Origin of the sequence: Aliiglaciecola sp. 3_MG-2023 (genome assembly GCF_030548205.1) — a bacterium.
Lineage (GTDB): Bacteria > Pseudomonadota > Gammaproteobacteria > Enterobacterales > Alteromonadaceae > Aliiglaciecola.
On record NZ_JAUORV010000016.1, the window covers coordinates 90,592 to 104,409 of the forward strand.

The window sequence follows — 13,818 nt, forward strand, 5'->3', positions numbered from 1 at the left end:
AACGAGACTTGAGTATGTTTCTACATACTTGTCAGTAACGGATCTCGTTCTATACTGATTATGAATTCAACGAGGACGCCATCAAACGCAAACGTTGTTGTGGCAACAAACAACTTAACTAACTATTTTACAGTAACTTAAATCGCACTAATTGGTGCAGGAGATAAATACCATGAAAATGACTCAAATGACTAACAACAAAGGTTTTACACTAATTGAATTGATGATCGTTGTAGCGATTATCGGTATTCTTGCAGCCATCGCATTACCTGCGTACCAAGGTTACACGGATAAAGCAAAATTCTCTGAAATAACGAATGCGACTGCAGCAGCGAAATCAGCCGTTGAAGTATGTGCTCAGGTTAACAATGCATTGACAGCCTGTGACGGTGGTGCAAGTGGTATCCCTACTGACATCGCTGCAACTGCAACAGTGAACGGTTTATCCACTACTGATGGTGTAATTGTAGCAACTTACAAATCTGATAGTTCTTCATTAGATGCTGCTACTTTCACTTTGACGCCAACTCTATCAGGTGGTCGTGTTGAATGGGCTTCAGCATGTAACCCAACTACTCTTTGTTAATACCGATAGTGTAGTAAATTGCTTAAACTTAGTAATAAAATATAATGTAAAGCCCAGGTTATCTGGGCTTTTTCGTCTCAACATTAAGATAATTGGGTTCGAATCATGGCAAAGACTGCAGAAGTTTACACTTGGATTGGCGTAGATAAAAAAGGCCACAATCGCAAAGGCGAAATTAGCGCACTTTCTTTATCTGAAGCGAAGAATATGCTCCGCCGTCAAGGTGTCTCTGCCACCAAGGTTAAAAAGCTAGCCAAACCCTTGTTTGGTAGAAAAGACAAAGTCTCTGCCCAGGATATCAGTGTGGTTTCCCGGCAAATAGCCACTATGCTCGGAGCCGGTGTTACCTTAATTCAAACCATCGACATGATAGCCCAAGGCCATGCAAAACAAAGCATGCGCCGGTTGCTTTCTGAAATTGCCGATGAGGTAAAAGCAGGTAATCCGTTATCAAGTGCCCTACGCAAACACCCTGACCAATTTGAAGATCTATATTGCGACTTAGTGGAAACCGGAGAGCAATCCGGGGCTCTGGAAACCATCTATGACCGCATTGCAACATATAAAGAAAAAGCCGAAGCCCTAAAATCAAAAATCAAAAAAGCCATGTTCTACCCAATTGCAGTTGTGGTGGTGGCTTTTATCGTTACGACTATCCTACTGGTATTTGTGGTGCCGCAATTTGAAGAGATTTTTAGTAGTTTTGGCGCAGAATTACCCGCGTTTACACTTTTCGTGTTGGCAATTTCCCAGTTTGTGCAAGACTTCGGTATTTTTATCGCCGCGGGGGTAGCCATTGCCGCTGTGCTCTTTATTCGCGCCCATAAAAAGTCACGAAATTTACGAGACAGTGTTGATAAGAAAGTCCTAAAAATTCCAGTGATTGGCGAAATTTTGAAAAAAGCCTCCATTGCGCGATTTACCCGCACCCTTGCCACTACTTTTGCTGCGGGTGTGCCTTTGATTGGCGCATTAGATTCAGCGGCAGGCGCGTCTGGGAATGCCGTATTCCGCGATGCGATTTTATTTATTAAGCGGGAAGTTGCTGGCGGTATGCAAATGAATACGGCAATGCGCGCCACTGGGGTGTTTCCAGATATGGTCACACAGATGATTGCCATAGGCGAAGAATCCGGAGCTGTGGATGATATGCTCAGTAAAATTGCAACCATTTACGAAGCAGAAGTAGATGATATGGTTGATGGTTTAACGAGTTTATTAGAACCGATGATTATGGCTGTATTAGGTGTGGTGATAGGTGGTTTGATTGTGGCGATGTATTTACCTATCTTCCAAATGGGTAACGTGGTTTAGTAAAAGTCAGCATCACGTTATATAATTCGTAATATGCTTGCTAGAAAGGTTTCTACCTAAACACTTTTCTGGCAAGCTTAGAAAAAATATTTTTCACTTTAATAAGAACCTATATATGCCTGCGATGTTTGAGCTACTAGCCGAGTCCCCTATATTTTTTATTAGTTTCGTTTTTATTATCAGTTTATTAGTAGGCAGTTTTTTAAATGTAGTTATTTATCGTTTACCGGTAATAATGGAGCGGAGTTGGAAACAAGAATATCAACAGTACTTTCACCCAGAAACGTCTGAGCAAACTAGCCAAGAAACATTCAATTTAGTCAAACCCGATTCTACTTGCCCCAAATGCCAACATAAAATACGAGCTTGGGAAAATATTCCGGTTATTAGCTGGTTGTTCTTGAGGGGAAAATGCTCCCAATGTAAAAATCCCATTTCAATTCGCTACCCTGCCGTAGAACTTTTCACCGCTTTAACCAGTGTGGCTATCGCATGGCACTTTGGATTTGGTTGGCAAGCCGCTGCTGCAGTTTTGCTGACGTGGTGTTTAGTGGCCTTAATCTTTATTGATATCGATAAAATGCTGTTACCCGACCAAATCACTCTGCCTATTTTATGGTTGGGACTGATACTGAGTACTATGGACGTATTTGTTACGCCCAAGGACGCGATCATTGGCGCTGCTGCGGGTTACCTAAGCTTATGGAGTGTTTATTGGTTATTTAAATTACTGACTGGCAAGGAAGGTATGGGCTATGGTGATTTTAAATTACTAGCAGCTTTAGGTGCATGGGTGGGTTGGCAGTATCTTCCCATCATTATTCTGCTCTCATCCTTTGTGGGCGCAATAATCGGAATTAGTTATTTATTGATTAAGGGAAAAGATAAAGGTAGCCATATCCCTTTCGGGCCTTACCTAGCAATTGCTGGTTGGCTAACGTTAATTTATGGTGAAAGTATCGCTAACTGGTATTGGAGTTGGGCTTTAGCATGAGTGATTACGTAATTGGGTTAACTGGCGGTATAGGTAGCGGCAAAACAGCCGTTTCCGATATATTTTCTGATATGGGTATTGACGTCATTGATGCTGATGTTATCGCTCGTGAAGTGGTAGAGCCAGGCAGTCCAGCACTGCATGTTATTGCCAAAAAGTTAGGTGAAAAATCGTTGTTAGCAGATGGTAATTTAAATAGGCAGTATGTAAGAGAGGTGGTATTTTCTGATCCTAAGTTGAAAGTCTGGCTAGACAATCTGCTGCATCCAATGATCCGCAAGAATATGCAACGCCAATTAAAGCAAGCAAAATCGCCCTACTGCATTCTTGCTGTCCCCTTATTAGTCGAAAATAATATGATGGCAATGGTCAATCGGGTTTTGGTAGTTGATGTGTGCGAAGATGTTCAATTGCAACGAGCGTCGAACAGAGATCAACAATCCAGCCAACAAATTAAAAACATAATGGCTAATCAAGTATCCCGCGAAGTACGCTTAAGCCATGCTGACGACGTGATCGATAATAACGGACTGATAATTGACTTAAAAAAACAAGTTGAGCAATTACACCAACAATATTTAGTACTGGCAAACAATCAAGCTGTTGTGGTTTAAGTTAAATTTACAGCAAACATCTATATTGCTAGACAAACTACTTACCCCTTTCGAAAATATGTTAAGTTATAGTGCTTAACGCTGCATTTCAGATTGAGAACCCTTATTCCTGTATTTTCTGGAGTCATTTGATTTACAACTTTATTATCTTGGGGTTGAAATCTGACGCGTTTTGCGGTGTAGTTCCCAATAAGAATAATCATTCAATAGTCAGTTCTAACTATTTTGATTTGCTTTTTAAGAACAATAAATCTTCCGTCTGCGTATAAATTCTTTAGGATAATCAATGTCATTAGCTGTTTATGAGTTTCCATTAAACGAAAAAGTCAGGACTTATCTCCGTCTTGAACAGTTGTTTATTCAGCTCAAGCAAAGCGCACAAGCCCAAGAAGACTGGCAGTTTATGAGTTTTTTTGAGGCTCTTTTTACGTTACTCGACCTCTTAGAGCGACTGGATTTACGCAGTGACATTTTAAAAGACATTGAAGTTCATGAAAAAAACTTAGTGTTTTGGTCACAGCATCCAAAAATTGACTCTGAAGCACTCCAGGCAGCATTACAAAAAATACTTCACCTTAGAGATCAACTTAAACACTCTAAGAAAGTGGGCGCTTCACTGAAAGAAGATAAGTTTTTAAGTTCAATTAGACAGCGTTTTTCAATACCCGGCGGTACCTGTAGTTTTGATTTACCCAATTTACATTACTGGATAAAGCAACCGTTAGAATTGATCCGCACCGATATTGATAACTGGTTAAAAGAATTCAACTTAATTAATGAAGCTATCGATATCACCTTAGCGTTTTTACGTGAACGTGGCAGATTTACCGACATCACGGCTGAAAAGGGTTTTTATCAAGGCATTGCAGATGATAAAAGTGAATTAATTCGCATCCAAAGTATCACCGATGAAGGTTATTACCCCATGTTAAGTGGCAACAAATACCGTTATGCAATTCGATTTATGTTATTTACCGCCAATGAAAATGGCAGTAGTCAAGTGCATGAGTCTATCCCGTTTAAAATTGCCAGTTGTTAGGAGTTTAAATTTACTATGGTAGTAAGCTGTCCCACTTGCTCAAAAAAAGTAGAATGGAATGAATCAAGTTTATTCCGACCATTTTGTTGTAAACGTTGCCAACTTATTGATCTGGGCGAATGGTCAAATGAAGAAAAAGTGATTGCAACACAAAACTCGGAAACCAATAATACAAGTACGTCACTACCTGATATTGAAGACATTGAAGCCATGTTGGCGCAAAAGCAACAGGATTTTTTTAAAGAATAGGCTCTAACGCTTCTATCATTAATTGCAAATTCACTCGCCCTCGAAACTCGTTTATATCCAACTTGTAAGCAAGTTGAACTTGCTTACAGCTATGATTGGGCCAAAGATCTGGGTCAATATTAAATGCTATGGCATCCACTAATACCCCTGACTCACTTTTCAGCATAAGCTTGAGATGTTTGCCAGCTAATAATTTTTGATCGACAGGTGTAAAAACGCCATCAAAAATAGGCTCAGGAAATCCTTGCCCCCAAGGTCCGCAATCTTTTAACTGCTGCGCAAACTCAAGGGAGAATTCTTGCTGTGAAAGTTCCCCATCACTGAGAACCTGCCCGCTTAAATCGCGATCTTTTAATAATTCATGACTAACTTGCTCGAAAACCTGTTTAAATGCGGCAAACTTGTTGGCGGCTATTGTTAAGCCAGCGGCCATAGCATGACCACCAAACTTAACAATCATATCAGGATAGCGACTGTTGATTTCTTCTAGCAAGTCGCGAATATGTAGACCAGTGATTGATCTGGCTGAGCCTTTTAAGGTGTCATCGTCTTGATTTGCAAATGCAATGGTAGGACGATTGTATTTTTCTTTGATTTTACCCGCAACAATGCCAATAACGCCTTGGTGAAAATCTGCTTGATATACAACGATCCCATTTTTCCATTGGTCGCCATCAATTTCCAAGCTTTCTAAACTGGCTAACGCTTGGTCTTGCATAGATTGTTGAATTTCTCTGCGTTCTCGATTTAGTGAATCGAGCTCAACGGCCATTTGCCTGGCTTTAGCCTGATCTGCAGCCAATAAGCATTCGATTCCCAAAGACATGTCATCTAATCTGCCCGCTGCATTCAGGCGCGGGCCGAGTACGAATCCCAGATCACTAGATACCATAGTCGCTGCGTTCTTCCCTGCCACTTCCACTAAGGCTGTGATACCTGGGCGGCACTTACCACTGCGAATACGTTGTAAGCCTTGGTAAACTAACACTCTATTATTACTATCCAAAGGCACCACGTCCGCCACTGTCCCCAATGCAACAATATCCAAAAACTCCGCTAAATTAGGTTCAGGAATAGCTTTTTCCGCAAACCATTGACGTTGTTTTAAATGATTTCTTAGGGCTAACATTAAATAAAATGCGACCCCCACTCCGGCTAAATTTTTAGATAAAAATTCACAGCCAGGTTGATTAGGGTTGACGATTGCATCAGCTTGGGGAAGACGGTCAGCAGCTAAATGATGATCGGTAACCAGCACTTTAATGCCCAGCTCTTTCGCTCTATCTACACCGCCAAAACAAGCGATACCGTTATCAACTGTGATAATCAATTGCGCACCTTGCTGATGGGCAACCTCGACTATTTCAGGACTCAAGCCGTAGCCAAAATCAAATCGATTAGGAACGAGGTAAGCGTGATCACGGGCTCCCATTCTCGCCAAACACAGCATAGTCAATGCTGTGCTTGTGGCGCCATCGGCATCAAAATCTCCCACGATGATAATTTTAAGCTGTTGCTCCAAAGCGTCACTAAGTACTTCAACAGCGGCATCGATTCCTGAAAGATTTTGATAATGGAGTAAAGCCCTTGCACCTTTATCCAACTGACTTGCATCTTCTATTCCTCGACTTGCAAAAATTTGTCGAATAATAGGTTGGGAAATATGGTTTAGATGAGAATCAGAGACAGGTTGGCGACGGACGATTTTGGCAGGCATAAGTTACCGTTGTTTGAAATGGCAGAAGTAACACAGAAACAAGGCTCAAAACAGCGAATGCTTTGAGCCCCAAGATTAAATTAGATTTGTGATAATTTTTGGAGTAAGGCATCAGCTGGCATGTAACCACCCACCAAAGAACCATCAGGTAAAATGATGTTTGGTGTCCCATTTACGCCTACACGCGTACCAAATGCATATTCATCAGCAACTTTATTGCTGCAGGTGGAACCATTTACATCGGCACCGGTTTTTGCCGCTGTAAGGGCACTTTGTTTATCATCAGCACACCACACTGCAACCATATCGTAATATGTTTGAGTATTAAGACCACCGCGAGGATACGCTAAATAACGAACGGTAATACCTTTGTCGTTATAGTCATCAATTTCTCGATGTAACTTACGACAATAACCGCAAGTAATGTCAGTGAAAACATTAATTACGTACTTTTCATCCTTTGCTTTAAACTCAATAACATCTTCGTCTGAAAAATCTGAAACCCCTTCTAAACGCAATTCGGATAATTTAATGTCAGTCTCATTACGCATACCAGCATCCACATTAAATATGCGGCCACTTACTAAATATTTGCCATTTTCACCGGTGTAAAATAGCCCTTGATTAGTAGAAACTTGAGCTAGATTAGGAATCGGTGAGTCACCTATGGCTAATACTTTAAGGCCTAACACGTTTTCTAGTTTTTGTTTCGTTTGAGCATAGTCAGTACTGGCCGAGGCAGCATTAACTTGTGAGTCAACTTTAGGCATCATTTCGGCTGGTTGTTCAACTATTACGTTAGCGCTATCTTGGCTATCCGACGAATTCTGTTTGTCTTGCATCATTGCATAAGTCGACGCTGCTGCAATACTCAACGTCACCAAAATTAGCGGTGGTTTTATCCAGTTTTTCATTTACCTTCCTATTAATTAACCATTATTCACTGCGTTGTAAGATATAGACCTACGATATGCATAAAAAATTGCATCTAAACAGTTAATTTTGAGTGTTCAAGATTAACCCGTAGTTTATAACGAAAGCGGCTATAATCCAATGTAAGCAAAGTACACCTTGGCATATATTTTCACCTTTTTAACGCATATCCTGTATTTGGAAAGCAATGAATACAGTTTACTGATCTATCCTCTTGGATGATGCTCTTCCACCAGCATTTGTAACCTTTGCGTCGCCACATGAGTGTATATTTGTGTGGTCGATAAATCGCTGTGTCCTAGTAACATTTGTACAACCCTCAAATCTGCACCATGATTCAGTAGATGAGTCGCAAACGCATGGCGTAATGTATGGGGCGAAAGATGAGTTTGAATACCTGCTACCAGGGCGTAATGTTTAATCCTGTGCCAAAACGTTTGCCTGGTCATCATTAGGCCACGATTACTCGGAAAGACAATATCAGACTCCCCTTTCAATAAGTTACCCCGAGCTAGTTTAATGAACCTCAATAACCATTCAATGGCTTCTTCACCTAGGGGCACTAATCTTTCTTTGTTACCTTTCCCTGTTACTCTAATTACGCCTTGCTGTAAGCCCATTTGTTCCATTCGCAAGGAAACCAATTCCGATACTCGTAACCCCGTGGCGTACAGAACTTCCAACATGGCCTTATCTCTAAACTCAATGGGGTTATCTATATTTGGCGCATTGAGCAAATCATCAACCTGCTCTTCACTCAAGGTTTTAGGCAGGGATTGGGGGAGTTTGGGGTTACGCATTTGGGCAATGGGATCATCTTCTCGTAACTTGGATTGCAACAAATAAATATTGAACATCCGCAAGCTACTTAAAAAACGCGCGATACTGCGTTCTGACATATTCAAGTCGTATTGATAGGCTAAGTATTGATCAATGTCAGATTTATTAAATTGCTGAAGGTTAAAGTTAGCCTCCTGCTTTTCAGCAAACATACAAAACTTCAACAGATCTGAGCGATAAGCACTTAACGTGTGCTCACTTAACCCTTTTTCAATCCAAATGGAGTCGATAAAGGTCTCAATGAGTGTCAAATGATGATCTTGTACTGTCACTTACTGTTCCTTAACACCATTTAACGTAAATTTTTAAGCAGTAATTTGGCTTCTTCAGAGCCTTTTTCCACAGCCTTTTTGAGCCAACGCTTAGCCTTTTGAGGATCAGATTTTGTGCCTACTCCATTAATATAGGCTTTGGCTGTGGCTAACATCCCCTCTACCGATCCCCATTTGGCGCTTTGTTCATAAAACACTGTAGACAACACCAAATCTTTTTTAAGTCCATTTTCCTGTTCATGCAATTGCGCTAGCCCAAACGCTGCAGCAGAATTTTGCATTCCATAGGCAATAATATAATAAGACTCCGACTTTTGCGGATTAACCTCGACCTCCTCACCACTTGCGTATATATAACCTAGTTCAACCAATGCACTTTGATTGTTGTTTGCCGCACTTTGTTCTAAATATTGCAATCCCTTATCAATGTTTTGCTCCCGACCTTCACCATAAAAATAGCAATAGCCAAGATCATATAGAGCACTACTTAAACCGAACTCAACCGCTTTTTCATAGTAATCACAGGCGAGTTGATAGTCGGATTCGCCATGCTCTCCTAGATAATAAATATCAGCCAAATTTTCCGCCGCAAAACCATTTCGTTGGCTTGCGGCTTTTTGGTACCAATTGATTGCCTCATCGAGGTCCTTTTCTACTCCCTTGCCATAACGTAAAGAAGTTGCATAGTTGTTTTGCCCCGTTGAATTTCCTCCTCGCGCAGAGAATTGGTAAAAATTAACCGCTCTTTCTAAATCAACGTCTACACCTTCTCCGTGCTCATACAAATAGCCTAAATTCGCCGCGGCTCGAAAGCTGCCACGATTGACCGCTTGCACGTAATATGCAATGGACTGCTGGAGGTTTTTTTCAACGAGTTCACCCTCTCGGTATATGATACCCAACTCAAACAAGGCATCTTTATCCCCCAACCTAGCCGCCTGCTTAAAGCGTTGCACACCCTGAGCAATATTTTTGTGATGATCAATTTCAATGAAGGCTAAACCATATGCACAACTGGCAATTTCTTGAGCGTTGCTTTGGGGATCATCGATAACCTCTTGATAAAATGATGCCGCCAAATCGTAATTACGCTTTTCTATCTCATCAGCGTATATGTCGCCTAATCTGCAGCCCGCCAACTGAAACCCGGCGTCGAGGGATTTTTCAAAATAATCAATGGCTTGAGATAAATCTTGGCCAACGCCTCGACCAAACCGATAAGCAAGACCAAGGTTATACAGGGCGTTAGGCTCCCCTTGTTGCGCCGCTTGCTGATACCAATAGACTGCTTTTTCTCGATCTTTGCTGAGACCAAAATGCGAAAACGTGTACAAGATCCCATAGTCCAATTGGGCTTTTGCATAACCTTGTTCAGCCAACTGCTCAATAATTGCCAAACCAGTTTCACTGTCTTGTTGATTGTTCCAGTTTCCGTTCAACAAAATGTGGGCGTAGTCTAATTTTGCCCGTGGATATTTCTCCCCTAAACGTTGCAGCAAATAGGTCAGCTTTTGATTAACTAAAGGCGTGATCAGTCCAAATGTTGTGTTGTAGCCATTGATAGCATTACGCCAATACGAATAATATTCTTCAGGTAAATTAGCTAATAAATAATCAAACGCTTGGGTAAGGTTGGGTTGATTTAAAAACCCATCTAACCATGCATTGGTTGCTTCTTCAGCCCCTAGGGTCTTAACATTATATTGATATAGATGAGCAGCCTCTTCCATTTCGAAAGGATCTTGGATGGATAACATATATTGTCCAAGTGCTGCACTGGCATTCAAAAAGCCGTTTTCTGAAAAGGTTAGCAAATCGTCCATTCTAAATTCGAATTCATTGTAATTTTGCTCATGCAAATACGCGTTAGCCAAGGCAACTGAAGCAACAGCACCTAAATTTTCAGCGTTTTCCAACGATTGAATCACTAACTCAGGATGGTCATTCTTCAGCCAGGTATTAAATTGCCAAAGAAACGCCGCGATACTTCCTGTTTGGAAACGATTCTCCATTTGTATTTTAGCGAGCTTTTTACTTTTTCCATTTTGTGGGATAAGTAGATTTTGTTGACGGGCAAAAAATTCAGTGTTTTCCACATAATAGACTGAATATTTTGAGGTTATCCTATCCATTGCGTGCACTTTGAATACAACCTGATTCGCCAAACGAATCATTTCCATATCAAACACACTGATACCCATCCAATTAAAGATGATTTGAGCTTCGTAGAGCTCCCGAATCGTGATTGCTTCTTGAGGCGTTTTGCCACTTCCTGATTGCAACAACAAAGCGGAGATAAGATCAATCTTATGCCTAATCTGCAGAGCTTGCTCTTCGTTTAACGCCTCATCAGCACAATGCAGTGCCATTCGATAGGCCATTAAGCTGGTGTTATTTAGGGCCAAAAGCTCATTGATAGCGTGCTGATGTTGGGGGCTACAAAAATCCTCTTCTGGCCAAGAATTTAAACGTTCCAATTGGGTATTATATGGTGTAATAACCGTATTAACGTCCGCCATAAAAAACTGATTTATTTGCTGTAACCAGTATTTTTTGTCTTCACTCATATTCGCGGTATCGAAATCAAGTACGATCTTGGGAGCCATAACCTGTGTGGGTTGAGTAGTCGTTGTTGCACATCCTGCCAGTCCTCCACCAATGAGTAAGATGGAAGATATAACTTGCAAAAAAAACACCCAAGGCTGTTTCATATCATTTGAACCCTTTGACTTGTTTAATCAAATCATAAGCCGATTGTATATCCTGGGCCTTATTTTTTGCTATTTCAATAGCTTGTTTCGGTAGGCCTTTAGACACCAGTTTATCAGGGTGATATTCGGTCATCAGTTTGCGATACGCCTTTTTGATCGTCCGTCCGTCGTCGTTTTCATTCACCCCTAATATTTTATAAGCATCCGCTAACGATTGTTGTTGGGAATAATGAGGTTGCTGAGAATGAGTGCGACCACGGCTACCGCCTGCTTGCCCCGTACGGAAACGTATTTCCGCTTCATACATGGAAAGTAAATACAGAAACTCATGCTCTTTAAAACCTAAATGACGGGCTGCACTTTCCAATACATGCTGTTCTTTTTTATCTAATTTGCCATCCACAAAGGCCGCTTGAATGAGAATCTCTAAGAAGACTTGTAAGACATCTCGGCGACCATGACAAGACGCTTTAAACTCGCGCAACACCTCTTCCACTGGAAAGTCATTTGCTTTACCTTCACGAAAAGCTTGTTGCGCTTCCTTGCGAGTATCCCCTTGTAGATTCATTTGATCCATCAGGGCCGTGGCCATGCGAATTTCAGAATCCGTCACTTGGCCATCAGCTTTAGCGATGTGCCCCATAAGGGAAAATAACGCATGAAAAAATATCGCTTGGGATTTCAGTTCATCTTGACTGGTAAAAAACCGACTGAAGCCTCCCATCTGATTGAAATCGCGACTGTATCCCTTATCAAAAAAGTGGCCTATGATATATCCAATTAGTGCTCCTATCGGGCCTCGGAACATAAACCCAAAGACAGTTCCTAACACTCTTCCCCAAATCGGCATTATTACCCTTCCATATTATTAATTTGTGCTAAACGTTGTGGTGTACCTATATCAAACCAAATACCAGAATGATGCTGACCTGAAAGTTGGCCTTTATCTGCTAAGTCAAAAAGAAGCGGGGCCAATGATGATTTACGCCCTTCAAGGTTAGCGAATAAATTCACATCATAAACAGCTATTCCGCTAAAAGTGAATTGTTTTGGTGACTGACGCACAACGGTGTTTTCATTTAAACTAAAGTCGCCCTTTACGTTATGTGGGGGGTTATCGACTAAAACCAAATGGCCTTTGCTGCCATTTAACCCATCGGGTAGACAACTAAACTCAAAATCAGAGTAAACATCCCCATTTATCACTGCAAAGTAACGCTGTTCACGCAAACAGGCTTTAATGATTGGCAATGCGTTGATTATTCCACCGGCAGTTTCCAGTGCGTCAGTTTCTGCTGAGTAATGAATATGCAGATTGTAACGCTCGCCACTGCCTAGATAGTGTTCAATTTGCTCACCCAACCAGGCATGATTGATGACCACATGCTCAAAGCCAGCAGCGGCTAACTTTTCCAAGTGAAGTTCGATTAACGCTTTCCCTCTAACCTTTAACAAAGGTTTAGGAGTCGTATCCGTAAGCGGCCGCATTCGCTCACCTCTGCCCGCAGCCAAAATCATCGCGACTTTCACTTAGATAACTCCAATAATTTAGGTTTAATTGTGTTTTCTATTAGTGCAACCAGGTCTGTTAACTCTGCATACTGGCTCCCCACCTCGAGAATATATTCTAAGGTTCGTGGAATATGCGTTAAATAGTCATTTTTGCCATCGCGGTGGAAAAGTCGACAAAAAATTCCACTCGCTTTAAGGTGTCGTTGTAAGCCTGTAAGATCAAACCAACGGGAGAAATCTTGCCATTGATATTGCCCATAAAAACGCTGGTGAAACTCACGTAGTAAAGAATCGACTAATTCCCTGGGCCATTTTTGATAGCAATCTCTTAATAACGATACCGCATCATAAGTAATAGGGCCAATCACCGCATCTTGAAAATCAATCACGCCAATATCGCCATTGTCCAATAACATCAAATTACGACTATGGAAATCTCTATGCACCCCTACTTGCGGTTGAGATTTAAATGTTTGATGCAAAAATTCATAGCATTTATCCACTGTATCCTGTTGGTTTTTTGTTAGCTTGATGTTTAAATGCACCTCAATTAACCAGTGGGTAAAAATGTACTTTTCTTTTCCTAGCAACTCGTTATCGTACAAAGGTAAAGGTTGGCCGTTGGTCACCGTACAGGATTGAATTGCAGGAATTTGATTAAGTGCTTGAGTATATAGTGGATGCATCGAATCCAAATTTAATCCTTGGCTGAATTGCATATCGCCAAAGTCTTGTAAGCAATAGAAACCGCGTTTGGGATCATGCGCTAGCACTTTGGGCACTATAACTTGATGTTGGAAATAGGCATTGGCAAGATTGACAAATTTTGAGCTATCTTCGAATTCTGGTGGAGCATCTACCGCAATAATTGAGGTATGACTGACTTCATCCCAAAATCGAAAATAGCGACGAAAACTTGCATCACCAAAAATCATTTCTATGTTCTGGCATTTAAACGCGGTGGAAGAATTTATCCATTCTAACAATGCCTGCTTAATTTGCACTATTTGTGTCACGTTTTACCTCATATTTGTGGT

The 13,818-nt window shown here is 41.1% G+C and carries 13 protein-coding genes; 6 read left to right on the plus strand and 7 right to left on the minus strand.

The window, feature by feature from the left end; translation table 11 throughout:
* Window positions 1–172 precede the first annotated feature (172 nt).
* The 6 genes from Q4574_RS17085 (at window position 173) to yacG (ending at window position 4,796) form a co-directional block, all read left to right on the plus strand.
* A complete protein-coding gene (locus Q4574_RS17085; protein ID WP_303475715.1) occupies window positions 173–586 on the plus strand; it encodes a prepilin-type N-terminal cleavage/methylation domain-containing protein in 414 nt (137 codons plus the stop codon).
* Window positions 587–691: 105 nt separating this feature from the next.
* Window positions 692–1,900, plus strand: coding sequence for a type II secretion system F family protein (locus Q4574_RS17090; RefSeq protein WP_303475717.1), 1,209 nt, complete (start codon window positions 692–694; stop codon window positions 1,898–1,900).
* A 115-nt stretch (window positions 1,901–2,015) separates the two neighbouring features.
* On the plus strand, window positions 2,016–2,894 hold the full coding sequence (locus tag Q4574_RS17095; RefSeq protein WP_303475719.1) for an A24 family peptidase: 879 nt from the start codon (window positions 2,016–2,018) through the stop codon (window positions 2,892–2,894).
* A complete protein-coding gene (coaE, locus tag Q4574_RS17100; protein WP_303475721.1) occupies window positions 2,891–3,508 on the plus strand; it encodes a dephospho-CoA kinase in 618 nt (205 codons plus the stop codon). Before Q4574_RS17095 ends, coaE begins: the two co-directional genes overlap by 4 nt.
* Window positions 3,509–3,794: 286 nt before the next feature.
* Window positions 3,795–4,547 carry a cell division protein ZapD gene (gene zapD / locus Q4574_RS17105; RefSeq protein WP_303475723.1) on the plus strand — a complete coding sequence of 251 codons (753 nt, stop codon included), beginning with the start codon at window positions 3,795–3,797 and terminating at the stop codon, window positions 4,545–4,547.
* 15 nt (window positions 4,548–4,562) lie between these two features.
* Complete coding sequence (gene yacG, locus Q4574_RS17110) at window positions 4,563–4,796, plus strand: DNA gyrase inhibitor YacG (protein ID WP_303475724.1); 234 nt, start codon at window positions 4,563–4,565, stop codon at window positions 4,794–4,796.
* Here yacG and recJ read toward each other — a convergent pair.
* The 7 genes from recJ to Q4574_RS17145 all read right to left on the minus strand — a co-directional run bounded on the left by recJ (window position 4,786) and on the right by Q4574_RS17145 (window position 13,797).
* Window positions 4,786–6,513, minus strand: coding sequence for a single-stranded-DNA-specific exonuclease RecJ (gene recJ, locus Q4574_RS17115; protein ID WP_303475727.1), 1,728 nt, complete (start codon window positions 6,511–6,513; stop codon window positions 4,786–4,788). The two genes, yacG and recJ, sit on opposite strands and share 11 nt — an antisense overlap.
* An 80-nt stretch (window positions 6,514–6,593) precedes the next feature.
* Window positions 6,594–7,427 carry a thioredoxin fold domain-containing protein gene (locus Q4574_RS17120; protein WP_303475729.1) on the minus strand — a complete coding sequence of 278 codons (834 nt, stop codon included), beginning with the start codon at window positions 7,425–7,427 and terminating at the stop codon, window positions 6,594–6,596.
* A 225-nt stretch (window positions 7,428–7,652) separates the two neighbouring features.
* Window positions 7,653–8,558 (minus strand): site-specific tyrosine recombinase XerD, encoded by a 906-nt coding sequence (xerD, locus tag Q4574_RS17125; RefSeq protein WP_303475732.1) that lies wholly within the window; start codon window positions 8,556–8,558, stop codon window positions 7,653–7,655.
* A 20-nt stretch (window positions 8,559–8,578) separates the two neighbouring features.
* On the minus strand, window positions 8,579–11,269 hold the full coding sequence (locus tag Q4574_RS17130; RefSeq protein ID WP_303475734.1) for a hypothetical protein: 2,691 nt from the start codon (window positions 11,267–11,269) through the stop codon (window positions 8,579–8,581).
* Between the two features lies 1 nt (window position 11,270).
* Window positions 11,271–12,119, minus strand: a complete 849-nt coding sequence (djlA, locus tag Q4574_RS17135) for a co-chaperone DjlA (protein ID WP_303475736.1) — start codon at window positions 12,117–12,119, stop codon at window positions 11,271–11,273.
* Between the two features lie 2 nt (window positions 12,120–12,121).
* Window positions 12,122–12,799: an N-acetylmuramate alpha-1-phosphate uridylyltransferase MurU gene (gene murU, locus Q4574_RS17140; RefSeq protein ID WP_368411651.1), complete on the minus strand. Its 678-nt coding sequence runs from the start codon at window positions 12,797–12,799 to the stop codon at window positions 12,122–12,124.
* On the minus strand, window positions 12,796–13,797 hold the full coding sequence (locus tag Q4574_RS17145) for an aminoglycoside phosphotransferase family protein (protein WP_303475737.1): 1,002 nt from the start codon (window positions 13,795–13,797) through the stop codon (window positions 12,796–12,798). Before Q4574_RS17145 ends, murU begins: the two co-directional genes overlap by 4 nt.
* Between the last annotated feature and the right edge of the window lie 21 nt (window positions 13,798–13,818).

Coding starts and splice junctions, on each gene's coding strand:
- recJ (WP_303475727.1), bottom strand. CDS start 6,513: ATGCCTGCCAAAATCGTCCGTCGCCAACCTGTCTCTGATTCTCATCTA.
- Q4574_RS17130 (WP_303475734.1), bottom strand. CDS start 11,269: ATGAAACAGCCTTGGGTGTTTTTTTTGCAAGTTATATCTTCCATCTTA.
- coaE (WP_303475721.1), top strand. CDS start 2,891: ATGAGTGATTACGTAATTGGGTTAACTGGCGGTATAGGTAGCGGCAAA.
- Q4574_RS17095 (WP_303475719.1), top strand. CDS start 2,016: ATGCCTGCGATGTTTGAGCTACTAGCCGAGTCCCCTATATTTTTTATT.
- Q4574_RS17085 (WP_303475715.1), top strand. CDS start 173: ATGAAAATGACTCAAATGACTAACAACAAAGGTTTTACACTAATTGAA.
- djlA (WP_303475736.1), bottom strand. CDS start 12,119: ATGCCGATTTGGGGAAGAGTGTTAGGAACTGTCTTTGGGTTTATGTTC.
- Q4574_RS17090 (WP_303475717.1), top strand. CDS start 692: ATGGCAAAGACTGCAGAAGTTTACACTTGGATTGGCGTAGATAAAAAA.
- yacG (WP_303475724.1), top strand. CDS start 4,563: ATGGTAGTAAGCTGTCCCACTTGCTCAAAAAAAGTAGAATGGAATGAA.
- Q4574_RS17120 (WP_303475729.1), bottom strand. CDS start 7,427: ATGAAAAACTGGATAAAACCACCGCTAATTTTGGTGACGTTGAGTATT.
- zapD (WP_303475723.1), top strand. CDS start 3,795: ATGTCATTAGCTGTTTATGAGTTTCCATTAAACGAAAAAGTCAGGACT.